Origin of the sequence: Seonamhaeicola maritimus (assembly GCF_008056315.1) — a bacterium.
In the GTDB taxonomy this organism is placed as follows: Bacteria; Bacteroidota; Bacteroidia; order Flavobacteriales; family Flavobacteriaceae; genus Seonamhaeicola; species Seonamhaeicola maritimus.
In genome coordinates, this window is record NZ_VRKQ01000008.1 from 812,646 (window position 1) to 828,387 (window position 15,742).

At 33.3% G+C, this 15,742-nt stretch carries 10 protein-coding genes; 2 read left to right on the forward strand and 8 right to left on the reverse strand.

Going from position 1 to position 15,742, the window contains the following annotated elements; translation table 11 throughout:
- Nucleotides 1-40: 40 nt before the first annotated feature.
- The 7 genes from gatB/aspS to FUA22_RS03540 form a co-directional block, all read right to left on the reverse strand.
- A complete protein-coding gene (gene gatB/aspS / locus FUA22_RS03510; protein ID WP_147766448.1) occupies nucleotides 41-3,379 on the reverse strand; it encodes a bifunctional amidotransferase subunit GatB/aspartate--tRNA ligase AspS in 3,339 nt (1,112 codons plus the stop codon).
- Nucleotides 3,379-4,779 carry an amidase family protein gene (locus FUA22_RS03515; protein ID WP_147766449.1) on the reverse strand — a complete coding sequence of 467 codons (1,401 nt, stop codon included), beginning with the start codon at nucleotides 4,777-4,779 and terminating at the stop codon, nucleotides 3,379-3,381. Before FUA22_RS03515 ends, gatB/aspS begins: the two co-directional genes overlap by 1 nt.
- Nucleotides 4,780-4,781: 2 nt before the next feature.
- Nucleotides 4,782-5,051 (reverse strand): Asp-tRNA(Asn)/Glu-tRNA(Gln) amidotransferase subunit GatC, encoded by a 270-nt coding sequence (locus FUA22_RS03520; protein ID WP_170309832.1) that lies wholly within the window; start codon nucleotides 5,049-5,051, stop codon nucleotides 4,782-4,784.
- A gap of 552 nt (nucleotides 5,052-5,603) precedes the next feature.
- Nucleotides 5,604-5,768 carry a T9SS type A sorting domain-containing protein gene (locus FUA22_RS18675; RefSeq protein ID WP_394344009.1) on the reverse strand — a complete coding sequence of 55 codons (165 nt, stop codon included), beginning with the start codon at nucleotides 5,766-5,768 and terminating at the stop codon, nucleotides 5,604-5,606.
- On the reverse strand, nucleotides 5,765-8,275 hold the full coding sequence (locus FUA22_RS03530; RefSeq protein WP_147766450.1) for a hypothetical protein: 2,511 nt from the start codon (nucleotides 8,273-8,275) through the stop codon (nucleotides 5,765-5,767). Before FUA22_RS03530 ends, FUA22_RS18675 begins: the two co-directional genes overlap by 4 nt.
- Nucleotides 8,276-8,290: 15 nt before the next feature.
- Nucleotides 8,291-9,358 (reverse strand): right-handed parallel beta-helix repeat-containing protein, encoded by a 1,068-nt coding sequence (locus FUA22_RS03535; RefSeq protein ID WP_147766451.1) that lies wholly within the window; start codon nucleotides 9,356-9,358, stop codon nucleotides 8,291-8,293.
- A gap of 236 nt (nucleotides 9,359-9,594) precedes the next feature.
- Nucleotides 9,595-10,731 (reverse strand): helix-turn-helix domain-containing protein, encoded by a 1,137-nt coding sequence (locus FUA22_RS03540; RefSeq protein ID WP_147766452.1) that lies wholly within the window; start codon nucleotides 10,729-10,731, stop codon nucleotides 9,595-9,597.
- A gap of 401 nt (nucleotides 10,732-11,132) precedes the next feature.
- Here FUA22_RS03540 and gyrB point away from each other — a divergent pair, with 401 nt between their 5' ends.
- The gene (gene gyrB / locus FUA22_RS03545; protein ID WP_147766453.1) at nucleotides 11,133-13,082 is read left to right on the forward strand and encodes a DNA topoisomerase (ATP-hydrolyzing) subunit B; all 1,950 of its coding nucleotides are present in this window, start codon (nucleotides 11,133-11,135) and stop codon (nucleotides 13,080-13,082) included.
- A gap of 64 nt (nucleotides 13,083-13,146) precedes the next feature.
- Here gyrB and FUA22_RS03550 read toward each other — a convergent pair whose 3' ends face one another.
- Nucleotides 13,147-14,184 (reverse strand): substrate-binding domain-containing protein, encoded by a 1,038-nt coding sequence (locus FUA22_RS03550; protein WP_170309833.1) that lies wholly within the window; start codon nucleotides 14,182-14,184, stop codon nucleotides 13,147-13,149.
- A gap of 145 nt (nucleotides 14,185-14,329) precedes the next feature.
- Here FUA22_RS03550 and FUA22_RS03555 point away from each other — a divergent pair, with 145 nt between their 5' ends.
- Nucleotides 14,330-15,733, forward strand: coding sequence for a 3-keto-disaccharide hydrolase (locus tag FUA22_RS03555; RefSeq protein ID WP_147766455.1), 1,404 nt, complete (start codon nucleotides 14,330-14,332; stop codon nucleotides 15,731-15,733).
- Nucleotides 15,734-15,742 lie beyond the last annotated feature (9 nt).

Sequence of the window (15,742 nt, forward strand, 5' to 3'; positions counted from 1 at the left end):
CTCAAAATGAATAGCTCTTCAAAATGTTTTAAGGATGAATTTACTTTTTCAGGATTCTTACATTCATCTCTTCTACTTTTTTATCAGATAGAGGTGAAGGTGCTCCGAATAATAAATCTTCACTGGTTCCCGTTTTTGGGAAAGCCATAACCTCTCTAATAGATGCTTTCTTTTCAAGAATCATCATTAAACGATCTACACCCCAAGCAATACCACCATGTGGAGGTGCCCCGTAATGGAAAGCTTTATACATGGTGCCAACACTTTTTATCATTTCCTCTTTATTGTAGCCCATGTTTTTATAGGTGGCTTCTAAAATTTCTGGTTTATGAGCACGAACAGAACCACCGCCAATTTCATAACCGTTCAATATTAAGTCATATTGTTGAGCTATTATTGAGCCAATTTCTTCCTCTTTACCATTAATGTGTTTTTCAATGTCATAGGTTGCTGGCATTGAGAATGGGTTGTGAGTAAATGTCCAACTGCCCTCATCTGTTTTTTCAAACATTGGGAAATCAACTACCCATGCAGGTCTTAATTCTTTAGGGTTAATTAATTTTAGCATTTTACCCATTTCTTGACGAACAGCATCCAATGCTTTATTAGCAGTTACATAATCTGAAGCAGAAAAGAATACAATATCTCCAACTTGTGCGTTAGCAACTTTTATTATTCCTACAGCAATATCTTCGCCTAAGAACTTTATAATTGGCGATTGTAAATCATTTTCGTTTACAATAATATATGCTAATCCTCCTAAGCCATTTTTTTGTGCAATATTAGTGAGTTTTTCTATTTGCCCTTTAGACATTCTTTTTTTGCCTTGTTCTTCTGCAGAAACTTTAATACACTTTACAATACCACCTTCATTAATGGGTTTGCTGAATACTTGAAAGGTAGTGTCTTTAACTATATCTGTAATGTCCTGCATTTCTAAACCGAAACGTAAATCTGGCCTGTCACAACCATATTTGTCTATGGCCTCTTTATAAGTTAAGACCTCAAATGGTTTTAAAATCCACTTTTTACCATATACTTTTTTAACAATATCATTGAACATGTTGGTGTTCAAATCTATAATTTGCTGCATACTGGCGTACGCCACCTCAATATCTAACTGTGTGAACTCTGGCTGACGATCACCACGAGAATCTTCGTCTCTAAAACAACGCGCTAATTGGAAATATTTTTCATAACCACTTACCATTAGCATCTGTTTAAACTGCTGAGGTGCTTGTGGTAATGTGTAAAATGAGCCTGCTTCTTTACGCGTAGGAACAATAAATTCCCTAGCTCCTTCATCGGTTCCAGCACTTAAAATTGGGGTTTCAATTTCTAAGAAATCTTGCTCGTCTAAAATGTCACGCATCAATTTAATGACTCTATGACGGTTTCTGATAACTCGATGGACATCTTGATTTCTGTGGTCTAAAAACTTGTATTGAAAACGCGTAGTTTCGTTAGTTTTGATTGCACGTTTTATTTCAAATGGAAGTGTTTTAGATAGGTTTAAAATCTCTAGTTCTGATGTTTCTAATTCAATAGTTCCCGTTCTTAAACTTGGGTTGAAATCGTCTTCTTTTCGTTTTACAATTTCGCCAGTAACCATAATTACAGATTCTGGTTTTAGTTTAACCAATTCATCTAAATTAGGGAACGATTCTCTACTTAATCTCACTTGAAAAATCTCGTTACTAGAATCCCGTAAATCAATAAATATTAATTCACCGTGATCACGAACACTAGATACCCAACCAGATAATGTTACTTTATCTGAGATAGAAGCTTCATTTAAATCGGTTGCAATATGAGTTCTGTACTCATCTTTAACCACCATAGGGATTTCTGGTAATACTTCCTCTTCAATTTCCTTAATGATTTTGGCATCACTTGTTTTAGTAATTGCGGTTTTGTTTTCAGATTTAGTAATTGATGATGAATCTGCTGTCAAAGCATTAAGTATGCCTTGGCGAATCACTTTTCCTGAAGCACCTTTTCCAATAATTCCAATTACTTTTCCAACTAAAATCCCAGCCTTTCCTTGGTTGCCAGATTTGATGTCGATTGCAATAGCTTCGTTTTCGGTGATAACTTTTGCAATTGCATTCTCAATCTTTTCTTTTGAAATAGTATTGTCTTCAAAATACTTGTTGTAGTCAAAATTTCTATCTTTTAAATAAGATGTAATAGCATTTTGAACTAAAACCGATGTAATTTTCTCTTCTTTAAAGAGTTTGAAAATATCAATTAAATGATCAATTCTATAAATGTCTGCATAATCATCTGAACCAATGTTGTTTACTAATGTTTTAGCAACAAAAGACGGGTCGTTTATTACATTATTTATTGCAATAAAAGTTTCAGACCGTAATGAATCTGCTGTGAAGAATTTTGCATCTTGAGGCAAAACACCACCTTTAATCAATATACGTTCTACCGCATAAGGAAGGGTGCTGGTATCTACGTCAATAGATTCTACTACTTCTTTAATATTTACAAAAGGTAAATCTGGTTCAGAGATGAAACGATAATCTGCTTCAAACTCTTTTTTACGCATGGTTTTGGTTTGCTTTAAATCGGCATCAAACAAAACTGTAGTTTGGTCTGGTCTAAAATCTTTGTGTTCTATATAGTAGTTGAGTTGTTTTTCAACTTCCTCAATTAGAGCTTCGGTGATAAACTTAAATGAGTTAAGATTTTTAATCTCCGTACGTGGATTTAAGTTGTAACTACGTTTTTTTCTAAGCGAAACCGAAACATCGGATTTAAACTCTCCTTTTTCAAGGTTAGCCTCTGATATTTTTAAGTTTTGAACAATACGCTGAAGGTATTGTGCGTATGTTGAAGCGTCTTCAATATGATGAATACAAGGTTCTGTAACAATTTCAATAAGTGGTACTCCGGCTTTATTGAAGTCAACCAAAGAAACCGTTTTCTCATGCATTAATTTTGCAGCATCTTCCTCTATATGAACCTGAGTAAGGTTTACAGTGAATTCACTTCCGTCATTTCTGAAACAAGATACTTGCCCGTCAGGAATAATCGGATTATGGAATTGTGTAATCTGAATGTTTTTTGGGTTATCAGGGTATTCATAGTGTTTTCTATCCCAGGAAATAACCTTGTTATTAAAAGTGGATTTCACAGCTTTTCCAAAGTAAATAGCTTTTGTAATAGCTTCTTTATTCACAGCAGGTAGAACACCCATTTGCCCAGTACAAACAGAGCAGATGTTTTCATTAGGAGTTTCAATCTCTTGATTAGGACAAGAGCAGAACAGTTTGGTTTTTGTGTTTAATCGGATGTGTGTTTCCAACCCGATAACCAATTCTAATTCTTGGGCTTTAAGCGCCTCGTTTAATTGCTCTAAATCCATTATATCGTATCTTTTAAGAAGTTAGCAAACTTCAAAACAAGTTCGTCGTTGTCTTTTGCGGCTGTAATTTGCAAGCCCGTTTCAGTTCCTTGCGGAACGGTAAGTGTTGGTAATTGCCCCAAGCTAAACCCTACGGTATAAGCATCTGATAAATACATAGCAAGTGGGTCTTTTAAGCTATCTCCAATTTTAGGCGGAGACATTGGTGTTACTGGAGAAATGATAATATCCACCTCACTAAAATCTTCTTCAAAATTTTGAGATATCTGATCTCTTAATGACAAACCTTTTAAGTAAATCTCATCACTAAATCCTTGAGATAATACTTGGTTTCCACCAACAATTCTTCGCTTTGTTTCTTCAGAAAAGTTTTCTGATCGGGTGACAGAATATGTTTCTTTCAAATTATCAGACTCTATTCTGTTACCGTAGTTAGTACCATCTAATCTTGATAGGTTAGAGGCTGTTTCGGCCATTGCCAAAGTATAATATGTGGAAACCAAAGTGTCAGATTTAAAGAAGTCTAATTCTTTTACTTCAATACCTTTAGCTTTAATCTTTTCAATAGCACTGAAAAAATCAGCTTTTATTTTTTCGTCAATAGCATCACTTTCAACAAAGTTTTTAAAGTATCCAACAGATTTGATGGAACCGTTTGATGAGATTGCCTCTTCGGTAATTGCTTTAGAAGTATATGTGGTTTGATCTTTTGCATCTTTACCACTCATAGTATTTAAAACAATACGAATATCTTCAATGGATTTAGCAATAGGTCCAACACAATCTGTAGATGAAGCATAAGCCATTAATCCGTATCTAGAAATACGTCCGTAAGTTGGTTTTAAACCATAAACATTATTGTAGCCAGCAGGCTGACGCACAGAACCGCCAGTATCACCACCAATAGAAAATACCGTGTAGTCTTTTGCAACGTTTACGGCAGAGCCTCCACTGGAACCACCACCAACAAGCTCTGGGTTAATTGCATTTTTTACAGCCCCAAAAATGGTGTTTTCACTAGATGAACCATGACCAAAACTATCACAGTTTTCTTTTACAATAGGAATAGCTCCAGCATCTAATAGTTTTTGAATGGCTGTGGCTGTATATGCCGATTTATAATTTTTCAATAAATCTGAACTAGCGGTAGTATAGGTTCCCTGAACCATGTACACATCTTTAATTCCAAAAGGAATACCTTCTAGAAGTCCGATAGATTCACCACTGGCAATTTTTTGATCTACTTTTTTAGCTGATTCCAATGCTGAATCTTCTAATAAACTATTAACTGTATTGTTAGTGTTCTGTTTAAGTGCTTCTAATTTTTCTTTAACTAGGTCTAAGCAAGAAATCTCTTGGCTTACTAGTTTTTTATGTAGTGTGTGAATTTGAGATTCCATAACTATTCTTCAATAACTTTAGACACTACCAAAAAACCCTTTTTTTGTTTTGGGAAATTTTCTTTTATGATTTCCTTTTCAATAGCAGAACTTTCAATGACAACATCTTCCCTTAAATCATTAACAGAAACCGCATTATTATTGATATTAGCATTAAAGGAATTATTAGTGGTATGTGCGTTTTTAATCACATCAAATAATTGGCTAACTGCTTCAGAGGGTTTTGCCCCTTTAATGCTCGACAATACGTCGACTGTCATAATTTTACTCATGGTTCAAATATTATATTAAAAAAGCCTTCCGTAGTAGGAAGGCTTCATATATTTTCAAACAATAACCTTCCTTTCCTAGATGTTAGGATTATTGAAATTATTATTGTTATTGTTATTTCTCATTGTTTTTTAATCGGCTCAAAGATAATCAGAATTAACGTAGTATGCTTAATTTTTTTCACCTCCTATTTCATTATTGTCGAATTGATAAAAATTTGATTTTAATTTGAAAGTTCCTCAACTTATTTGATTAAATTGTTTATTATATCTTGTGTTTTGAAGTAAAGAATTATCACTTGAGGTTTAAAAAATACTTGCTACCATGATTTTTAAAATGGAATTTTTTGAGAAATAATTATCCCAATTTAATAATACCCTAAAGAAGCCATTTCTAAGAAAGCAGTTCCAGAACTTGGAAATCATTAATTAAAACACTCGTAAAATAATTATGTTTTCCTGCTTTTAAAGAAATGGCTATGTTGTGATATTAGTAACTAATTGTTAGTATTATCCTTTTTTATTTTATAACTCTATCTACAATCTCTTGGTGTTTTACTTTTTTACCATTCGTTTAATAAGAGATTCATTTTCCACATTAATCTTTAGAAAATAAATACCAGAAGGTAAATTCGCAATGTTTATCATTTTGTTTGGCTGAATTATTTTTTTCAGATGTTTACCGGCTAAATCGTAAAGATCAATATGATTTATAATCAAACGTGTTGAGATAAATAAGGTTTCATCTGTTGGAACTGGATAAGTATAATGTTTTTAGCTTTGACCTCATATTCTTCCACATCTAGAGAATCTTCTATGGTCACTGTTACATTTGCAGTATCTGTATTTCCTGAACCGTCTGTAATTGTTAAAACTACAAGGTAAACGCCAACAGCATTAAATGTATCTACATCTACTGATAAAGAATAGGAATTACAATTATCAGAAGAACCGTTGTCTACATCACTAGCTGTGATCGTAACAGATGGGTTGCCTGCCAAATCTCTTGTAATATTCTGCCCATTAGCTGTGGGGTTTATATTATCCTCAACAGCAACTGTAGCTGTGTCATTGGAAGAATTTCCGCTTTGATCCGTTACTGTAAGTGTAACCACATTGCCACCTAAATCATTACATGTAAATGATGTTACATCTAAGCTTCTACTAGTAATATTACAATTATCAGTTGAATTATTGTCAATTTGGGAAGCTGTAATTGACGCATTTCCCGAATCATCTAACTGAGCTGTGATATTTTGAGTAATAACAATTGGGTTTATATTATCCTCAACTGTAACTGTAGCCGTGTCATTGGAAGAATTTCCACTTTGATCTGTTACTGTAAGTGTAACTAAGTTAGCTCCTAAATCATTACATGTAAATGATGTTACATCTAAGCTTCTATTAGTAATGTTACAGTTATCAGTAGAATTGTTGTCAATTTGAGAAGCAGTGATTGAAGCATTACCCGATCCATCTAACTGTACGGTAATATTTTGTGTAGCAATGTTAGGATCAACGCTATCTTCAACAGTTACTGTAGCCGTATTATTAGCTGAATTTCCACTTTGATCAGTTACAGTTAGTGTCACAACATTAGCACCTATATTAGCACAAGTAAAAGATGTAATATCTAGGCTCCTGTTTGTAATCGTACAATTATCGGTAGAATTATTATCAATTTGAGCAGGGGTAATGGAAGTATTACCAGACCCATCTAATTGTACTGTGATGTTTTGTGTAATTACATTTGGAGCCATGTTATCCTCAACGGTTACAGTTGCTGTCGGGGCATTTGTACTGTTGTTACCACTCTGGTCAATTGCTGTTAGAGTTACAGTATTCGAGCCAAGATGGCTACAATCAAAACTAGAAACATCTAAAGAAAAATTGGTAACAGAACAGTTGTCTGTAGACCCATTATCTATTTGTGCTCCTATAATGGTTGCTTCTCCATTGGAATCAAGTTGTACAGTAATGTCTTGAGCAACTGCTACTGGATCTATAAAATCTACTACAGTAACATCTACATTTTGATTACTTACTTTGGCTTCTGCATCGGTGGCTGTAATAGTAACTGAATTAATACCCAAATCGGAGCAGGTGTAATCAAATTGAGCTTGATTTAGAACAACAGAGACCAACTCGCAATCGTCAAAGGTGCCGTTGTCTACGTCTGCTAATATTATGGATGCTTGTCCACTAATATCTAATTCTGCAGTTATGTTTGGAAAGACTACAATTGTTGGTGGTGCGTTATCAAAAATATCTAAATCTTCACTATAATCGTAAAGTCCCCAAGTGCCATCTGAGTTTTGTAATCGAATATAAAAATCGTGCAAATCGCATGTTTCTAATGAGGTTCCTAAATCAATAGTGAATTCATTAGAGTTGCCAGTTGTTGTTATAGAGGTGGCATAAGCATTTCCAAACCCCGGGTCGGTGTCATAAAAGTATTCGGCTCCGGTAATTGTTGGTATGTTTAAATTAGCGGTGTCTTCTACATAAAATATCCGCTTTTCGTATATACTCCATACACCTAAATCATCTTGTGTTCGAATGTATAAACTATTAAAACCAACTGATAAATTATTGGAAGTAGTATCAATATCAAACATTAGAGGAAAACTGCCTAACGTTATTGGCTTACCATTACCTAAACCTGGATCAGAATTAAAAAAATACTCTGCAGCATCTATGTTTGAAGCCCCAACCATAGGCATAAAATCTGTTATATAAAAGATCCGTTTCTCATATATACTCCATAAGCCTAAATTGTCTTTAACACGCACGTAGATGCTGTTAAATCCTACTGGTAAGCCTTCCAATGACGTCTCTATAGAAAAGGTTAGTGGAAAACTCCCTAAAGTAATAGGATCACCCATGCCAAAACCTGGGTCTGTATTAAAAAAGTATTCGGCAGCTGTAATGTTTGATGCTCCTACTGTTGGCATAAAATCTGTGACATAGAATACGCGCGTTTCGTACATGGTCCAAGTTCCTGTGTTATCCATGGTTCTAATATAGAGACTATTAAAACCTGTTAAGGAACCTATGCTGATGCTTTCTGTTTGTGTTAAATTTCCAGAGTTGGCATTTGGTGTAATATCTATACCGTTATCAAGTCCTGGATCTGAATTAAAAAAGTACTCAATTTTGTCTATAGATTGTCCAAACCCAAGCATAACAAAACAACAGCATAACCAAGTTATGATTTTTGTTTTCATGATTTCTGGATTTTTCTAGTTAGTCTTGGCTTCTATAGTAACGCTTAAATTTCCGTTTTTAGCTATGGTAGGGTCATGGGATAATATTTTTACACTGGGATACCCTGTAGGTAATCCTAAATTGATAAAATTATACCCTTCAAATAGGCCTTCACTACCAAATAATCCTGGTCCGTCTGTTAAGGTTAAATCGTCATTTAGAGGGTCGTAGTTTGAGCCAGTTCCTGCTAAGGATGAAGAGGTTCCAGAGTTGACGCTTGTAAAATTCGGGTTTGTGTTCTCTTGTACATTTCCATTGATGTCACCACCTGAAAACGTATAATTTCCACTACCATAATTGTAGGTTACACAATTGTCTATTTGTATAGTATTAGTACCATTAGGATTTAGACTAATAGTTCGGTTAGCACCACTATTAAGAACAAAGATACTGTTACTTATATTTAGCTGTTGAGAGTCATCTGAGTCAAAATTATTAATAGGGTAATTGGTACCATAGCCAATAATATTATAACTAAAAAATACCGATTCAACCTCATAAAAAGTAAAGCCCGCACCTAGTAAAAGGTTATTTGTTATGACGACATTTTCCATGGTCGATCTAATAGTTACTGACCCCGTAATTACATTGCCTTTAATTGTGAAATTGGTCCAGTTATGAGTATTGTTTAAATCGAAAGATCCAATACTGTTATCATTAAAAGAAACATTGTCTATGGTAGAGCCACTACCTAATCTATTAACGCTATTAATTCTACACCCTTTAATAACAGAATTGTCTGCACCACCGTTTAAGCTTAAAGTTGTGATGGTGGTGGTATAACCAACATCGGCATGAGAACGTCCAATAATTGTTAATTCTTTATCTAATTCGACATTTCCATAGCTTGATGGAGAATGTTGTACGTACAAGATATCACCATTATTGGCAGCATCTATAGCTGCCTGTAAATCGGTAAAATTTGTAGAAACATCTGGGTTGTTGTTAACTATGTGTGTTGTTTGTGCAACCATTAATGTTGCAAACAATAGAAATGCAAAAAAGATTAGGGGGCTTTTCGAAAATGACATAAAATTTTTCATGATTCAAGTGTTTTAAAAAGGGTTAATAGTATGTTTGTACCTAAAGTTTTTAGGTAAAGTGTTTTTGCTATTAATGCTCAAGGAAAGCAGGTGAGATTATGGAAAGGATTGGTTATCTATCAAAATATAGACTTGAGCTGTTTTTGGAGTCCAAATTCCTGAAAATGTCAATTATCTGGACTTATTTTGTAAGTAATATTAAATCAACTTCCTTTTTATGATTTTAACCGATGGTCCTAACGCTTTAAGTTATTTTTAGAATACTCCTTTTTGTATTGATATGGGGTTTTGCCTGTTTCCAACTTGAAAATGTTGAAAAAGGAAGATCTAGAGTTGAATCCCGCCTCGAGACCTATAGAGACCATAGTGTAATTTGAAAACTCAGGTTTGCATAGATATGATTTAGCTTCTTGAACTCTCAAATTATGAACATAATCCGAAAAACTGCTGTCAAGTTCACTATGTATTGTTCTTGATAAATAACTTGGACTAATTTTAAGGTGCTCAGCCACACTTTCCAAAGATAAATGGGGGTTTAAATAAGCCTTTTCTTCTTTAAGGTAATTTTCAAAATCTCTGATATGCTTATTTATACTAACTTGTGAAATATCTAGTTGTTTGGAAATAATAAAGCGCCTTATTCTTTTGCGCTCTTTAATGACTCCAAATTTGTAAATACCAATATGCCCCATTAAATAGATTAAGGCGGCCATAGAAATCCAGAGAATATAAAAGTCGTTTTCACCAATGTTATTTCCAAAAATATTGGCATAAGTAAGATAAGCCCATACCAAAGTGAAAAAGAAAATGGTGGTTAACATTAATTTTAACCATGCAAGGCTTGGTTTAATCTTTTTTAAATCGAAGGTTTGTTTTAACTTATCATGATTGTAAACTTTAATAAGTACTGATACTAATAAAACAATGCTGTAAATAACAGAAAAGATTTCATTACTTCTAATCCAAAACAAAAAGGATGGTGTTATTTCAGTGGTTTTAAGTGAGTCAAATAATACTACAAATTTGAAGGCTAAGAAAACAGCAAGAAAAAATATAAATGGCACAAATAAAAGTTTATCCTTTACCGAGAATTTTCTAATTGGATTTAAAAAGAACAAAACATAAAAATAAATTAAAACAGGTATTAGGGGAGCAAGAGGAATAAAGAAGTAATGGTAAGCCTCAATTAAAGTAATAAGTCCAATATCAGGAATTATGTAAATAACATTACTTATAGAATAACAAAATACCAAAGCCGCTAATATTAAGGTGCTTTTTGACCTGAATTTTTTAGAACACAGGACAACGGTCACAAAAATAAACCCTTGAATAATTCCAGCGAGAATTATGGTATTATAAATATTGAAATTCATAAGAGAAGGATTTTCTCATATAAGATACAAAAATATTTCTTTTTTTTTGTTTAAAATACTGTTGTTTAGTTAGTTATGTTTAGTTAAATCTTACGATGTTTAATTTTCTCTGAAATATTTATTTCAGGTGACAGGAATGCATATAAGAACTTTTAAAGCGTTTTGTTAATTTTCTTATTCTCAAGCATAACAAAATCCCATAAAATCAATTTTAAGGTCTTTTTAAGCTGTTTTAAGCCATTTTTAATTAATTAACAATTGTTGATAATTTTTAAACAAACACTTTAAAATGCTATTTAACAGCTTTTATATTTCGTATATTTGTTATAGTTGAGAATGATGCTATTGCGTCATTTTTTTATGTAGTAAAACTAATTTCTTAATTATTTATAAAATTAAATATGAGCGAAGAAAAAGAAGAATTTAATAAGCATAATTATTCTGCCGATAGTATACAAGCATTGGAGGGTATGGAGCATGTACGTATGCGTCCTTCAATGTACATTGGTGATGTTGGAACGCGTGGATTGCACCACTTAGTTTATGAAGTTGTAGATAACTCTATTGATGAAGCTTTAGCAGGACATTGTGATAATATAACCGTTACAATAAATGAGGATAATTCCATTACTACAGAAGATGATGGTCGTGGTATTCCAGTAGACTTACACAAAAAAGAAGGTGTTTCTGCCCTTGAGGTTGTAATGACTAAGATTGGTGCTGGAGGTAAATTTGATAAAGATTCTTATAAAGTATCTGGTGGTTTACATGGGGTAGGTGTAAGTTGTGTGAACGCTTTATCTGAGCACTTAAAGGCTACTGTTTATAGAAATGGTAAAATTTGGGAGCAAGAATATGAGCGAGGTAAAACATTATACCCAGTAAAACAAGTTGGTGATACTGAAAAGAGAGGAACCACAGTTACATTTAAACCAGACTCTACTATATTTACTCAAACCTTGGACTATAGTTATGATACTTTAGCTAGCAGATTGAGAGAGTTGTCATACTTAAACAAGGGTATAACAATACATATTGTTGATAGAAGAACCAAAAAAGAAGATGGTACTTTTGAAGGGGAAACTTTCCATTCTAAGGAAGGACTTAAGGAATTTATTCAATATTTAGATGCTACACGCGAACCTTTAATGAAAGATGTTATTTCATTTGAAGGTGAAAAAAATGGAGTGCCAGTTGAGGTGGCTATGGTTTATAATACATCATATGCTGAGAATTTGCACTCATATGTAAATAACATCAACACTCATGAAGGAGGAACGCATTTATCTGGTTTTCGTCGTGGATTAACACATACATTGAAAAAGTATGCTGATGGTTCAGGAATGTTAGATAAACTAAAATTTGATATTTCTGGTGATGATTTCCGTGAAGGATTAACAGCTATTATTTCTGTAAAAGTCCAAGAACCACAGTTTGAAGGACAGACCAAAACTAAATTAGGAAATAGAGAAGTTTCGGCTTCAGTAAGTCAAGCGGTTTCTGAAATGCTTTCTGACTATTTAGAGGAACATCCAGATGATGCTAAAATTATTGTTCAGAAAGTAATTCTTGCTGCTCAGGCGCGTCATGCGGCTCAAAAAGCTCGTGAGATGGTGCAACGTAAAACGGTAATGAGTATTGGCGGTTTACCGGGGAAATTATCTGATTGTTCTGAGCAAGATCCTGCAAAATGTGAAGTGTTTCTTGTTGAGGGAGATTCGGCAGGTGGAACTGCAAAACAAGGTCGTGATAGAGCATTTCAGGCTATTTTACCATTAAGAGGAAAGATTCTTAATGTTGAAAAGGCTATGACCCATAAAGTGTTTGAAAACGAAGAGATTAAGAATATTTTTACAGCTCTTGGTGTTACTATAGGAACTGAAGAGGATAGTAAAGCTTTAAACCTTTCCAAACTTCGATATCATAAAGTTGTTATTATGTGTGATGCCGATATTGATGGTAGTCACATTGCAACTTTAATCTTAACGTTCTTCTTTAGGTATATGAAGGAGTTAATTGAAAACGGACATATTTATATTGCAACTCCACCTTTATATTTGGTTAAAAAGGGTGCTAAAAAGCAATATGCTTGGTCGGATGCTGAACGTGACGAAATAGTAACTCAGTTTGGTGATGGCTCTAAGATACAACGTTATAAAGGTCTAGGAGAAATGAACGCAGAACAGCTTTGGGATACTACTATGAATCCTGAGTTTAGAACCATGCGTTTAGTTCAAATAGATAATGGTACTGAAGCAGATCGAATTTTCTCTATGCTTATGGGGGATGAGGTACCACCTCGTAGAGATTTTATTGAGAAAAATGCTATTTACGCCAATATTGATGCGTAATAATTAGACCAAATAAACTAAAACTTAAATCCCATAAAGATTTCTTTATGGGATTTTTTATTTTTTAAATGGAATCAATGTTCTCTTTTGTAACAATGGTCATTGGGGAATGATAGCTAGTTTCGGGGACCTTATTCATTACAAGGTAATCACTCAAAAGTTTAATGCCTTTAAAGCCTTGCATATATGGATTTTGACAGATTAAAAAATCTATGGTGTCGTTCTTTAAACCATTTATGTTTTCTTGATTTGTATCGTACCCTATTAATCTAATGTTATTTCGTTTTGAAGCTTCTAAGTATTTCGAAATTAAATACGCATTACTTGAAGGAACAAAAATACCGCCAAATATATGGTCCCTAAATTGCTCATCTAATACTTTAGTTATGCCATCCGTATTTTCTAAATCAGGAATTACCAAATCCTTTATTTCAAGATCTGATTTTTTATCATTAAAAAATGATTTAAACCCACTAATTCTTTCGGTAATAGATAAATAGTTGCCTGTATTAAGTCTAAAAACAGGAATCATTATATTACTAGAATCAGGAATCATAACACTCATTAATTTAGCTGCTAAATAGCCGCTTTTAAATGAATCTTGCCCAATAAATGATAGGGCGTTCAAACCTTTTTCTTCGATATTGATAAAAATATAAGGTGTATTCTTTTTGTCAAGATATTCAACAAGTTTGATGGTTTCCTTGTGAAAAACAGGAGCTACCAAAACGGCATCAAACTCATCCTTTATTAGATTCTTAAATGCTGTTAAATAAGATTTATTATCAAATTGATTAAACAAGAAAAAAGTAGTTGAAACCCTAAAATTTTTAATCTCTTCAGTGGCCTTTTCAATACCTTTTTTTGGTTCAGACCAAAACTCATTTTTAGCACTAGCTTCAGGTATTAAAGCAGCTATTTTGTAACTTTTGTTTAGAGCTAGTGTACTGGCAATAGTGTTTATTTGAAAGTTATGTTCTTCTAAAATTTTCTTAACAAGAATTTTAGTCTTTTCAGAAACTCCAGGTCTGTTATGAATAACCCTATCTACTGTTCCTGTAGATACGTTTGCCTTTTTTGCTATGTCCTTTATAGTAGTCAATGTTGTTCTAAATAAAAAAATGTTGTTTCTACGTCCAAAAATACATAATAAATGTGCTTTTATTTGATATAGTTTAACTAAATGTATAATTTTACGTGCACGCACACAAAACTAAATAAATTAATTCAAATTATTAAAATTTAAGATGTATTTAAAATTCAAATGGTTAGTTATTGTAGGTTTAATTTTTGTTGGAATTAATCCTATAGAAGGTAATGCTCAGGCAAATAATGATGGTTGGAAAGTTCTTTTCAACGGTAAAAATTTAGATGGTTGGAAACAATTAAATGGTGAAGCTGATTATACTGTTAAAAACGGTGTCATTGTTGGAACCTCAAAAATTGGAACACCGAATAGTTTTTTATGTTCTAAGGAGAATTACGATAATTTTATTTTAGAATTTGACGTTATTGTAGACCCAATTCTTAATTCAGGAGTGCAATTCAGGTCTAATAGTTTCAAAGATCATAATAATGGAAGAGTTCACGGGTATCAATTTGAATTAGATCCTAGTGATCGTGCTTTCAGTGGTGGTATTTTTGATGAGGCCAGACGTGGTTGGTTATATCCATTAGCTGTAAATGAAAAAGGCAGAAAAGCATTTAATAACGGTAGCTGGAATAAATGTAGAATTGAAGCTATCGGGAACTCAATAAAAACTTGGATAAATGGGGTTCAATGCTCTAATTTAGTAGATGATATTACAGCTTCAGGTTTTATTGGTCTTCAAGTGCACAGTATTGGGGGAAGTAAACAAAAAGATGGTAAACAAATTAAATGGAAAAATATTAGAATTAAAACTGATAATTTAGAGGAAAGTAGTTGGGATCAAGATCCAGAAGTTAAGGAATTAAGTTATCTATTAAATCAACTTACTGTTGGAGAAAAGCGCAATGGTTGGAGATTACTTTGGGATGGTAAGACTAGTAATGGATGGCGTGGAGCTAAACTTGATGATTTTCCAAAATCTGGATGGGAAATGAAAGATGGTATTCTAACTGTTTTAGCAACCGATGGTGGTGAATCTACTGGCCCTGGAGATATAGTAACTACAGATGTATATAGTAGTTTTGAATTAGAGTTAGAATTCAAAATTACAGAAGTTGCAAATAGTGGTATTAAATATTTTGTTGATCCTAACCTTAATAAAGGAGCAGGTTCTGCTATAGGATGTGAGTTTCAAATCTTGGACGATAAAAAACATCCAGATGCTAAGAGAGGAGTGAATGGAAACAGAACGATAGGGTCTTTATATGATTTAATAACAGCTGAAGGATATACCATTGCAGGACGTAAAAAGCAGTTTAAAGGTATAGGTAAATGGAACAAGGCAAGAATAGTTGTAAAGGGTGGAAAAGTTGAGCATTGGTTAAACAATGAAAAGGTTGTAGAATATGACCGCTTTTCTCATATGTTTAGAGCACTTGTAGCTTATAGCAAATATAAAGATTGGGATAATTTTGGTCAGTGGCCATCGGGTCATATTTTGTTACAAGATCATGGTGATACAGTTCATTTTAGAAGTATAAAAATTAGAGAGTTCAACTAAAAGATAATA

Bases quoted from the DNA above. Each gene is read 5' to 3' on its own strand.
- gatB/aspS (WP_147766448.1), bottom strand. From the start codon at position 3,379: ATGGATTTAGAGCAATTAAACGAGGCGCTTAAAGCCCAAGAATTAGAA.
- FUA22_RS03515 (WP_147766449.1), bottom strand. From the start codon at position 4,779: ATGGAATCTCAAATTCACACACTACATAAAAAACTAGTAAGCCAAGAG.
- FUA22_RS03520 (WP_170309832.1), bottom strand. From the start codon at position 5,051: ATGAGTAAAATTATGACAGTCGACGTATTGTCGAGCATTAAAGGGGCA.
- FUA22_RS03530 (WP_147766450.1), bottom strand. From the start codon at position 8,275: ATGAAAACAAAAATCATAACTTGGTTATGCTGTTGTTTTGTTATGCTT.
- FUA22_RS03535 (WP_147766451.1), bottom strand. From the start codon at position 9,358: ATGAAAAATTTTATGTCATTTTCGAAAAGCCCCCTAATCTTTTTTGCA.
- FUA22_RS03540 (WP_147766452.1), bottom strand. From the start codon at position 10,731: ATGAATTTCAATATTTATAATACCATAATTCTCGCTGGAATTATTCAA.
- gyrB (WP_147766453.1), top strand. From the start codon at position 11,133: ATGAGCGAAGAAAAAGAAGAATTTAATAAGCATAATTATTCTGCCGAT.
- FUA22_RS03555 (WP_147766455.1), top strand. From the start codon at position 14,330: ATGTATTTAAAATTCAAATGGTTAGTTATTGTAGGTTTAATTTTTGTT.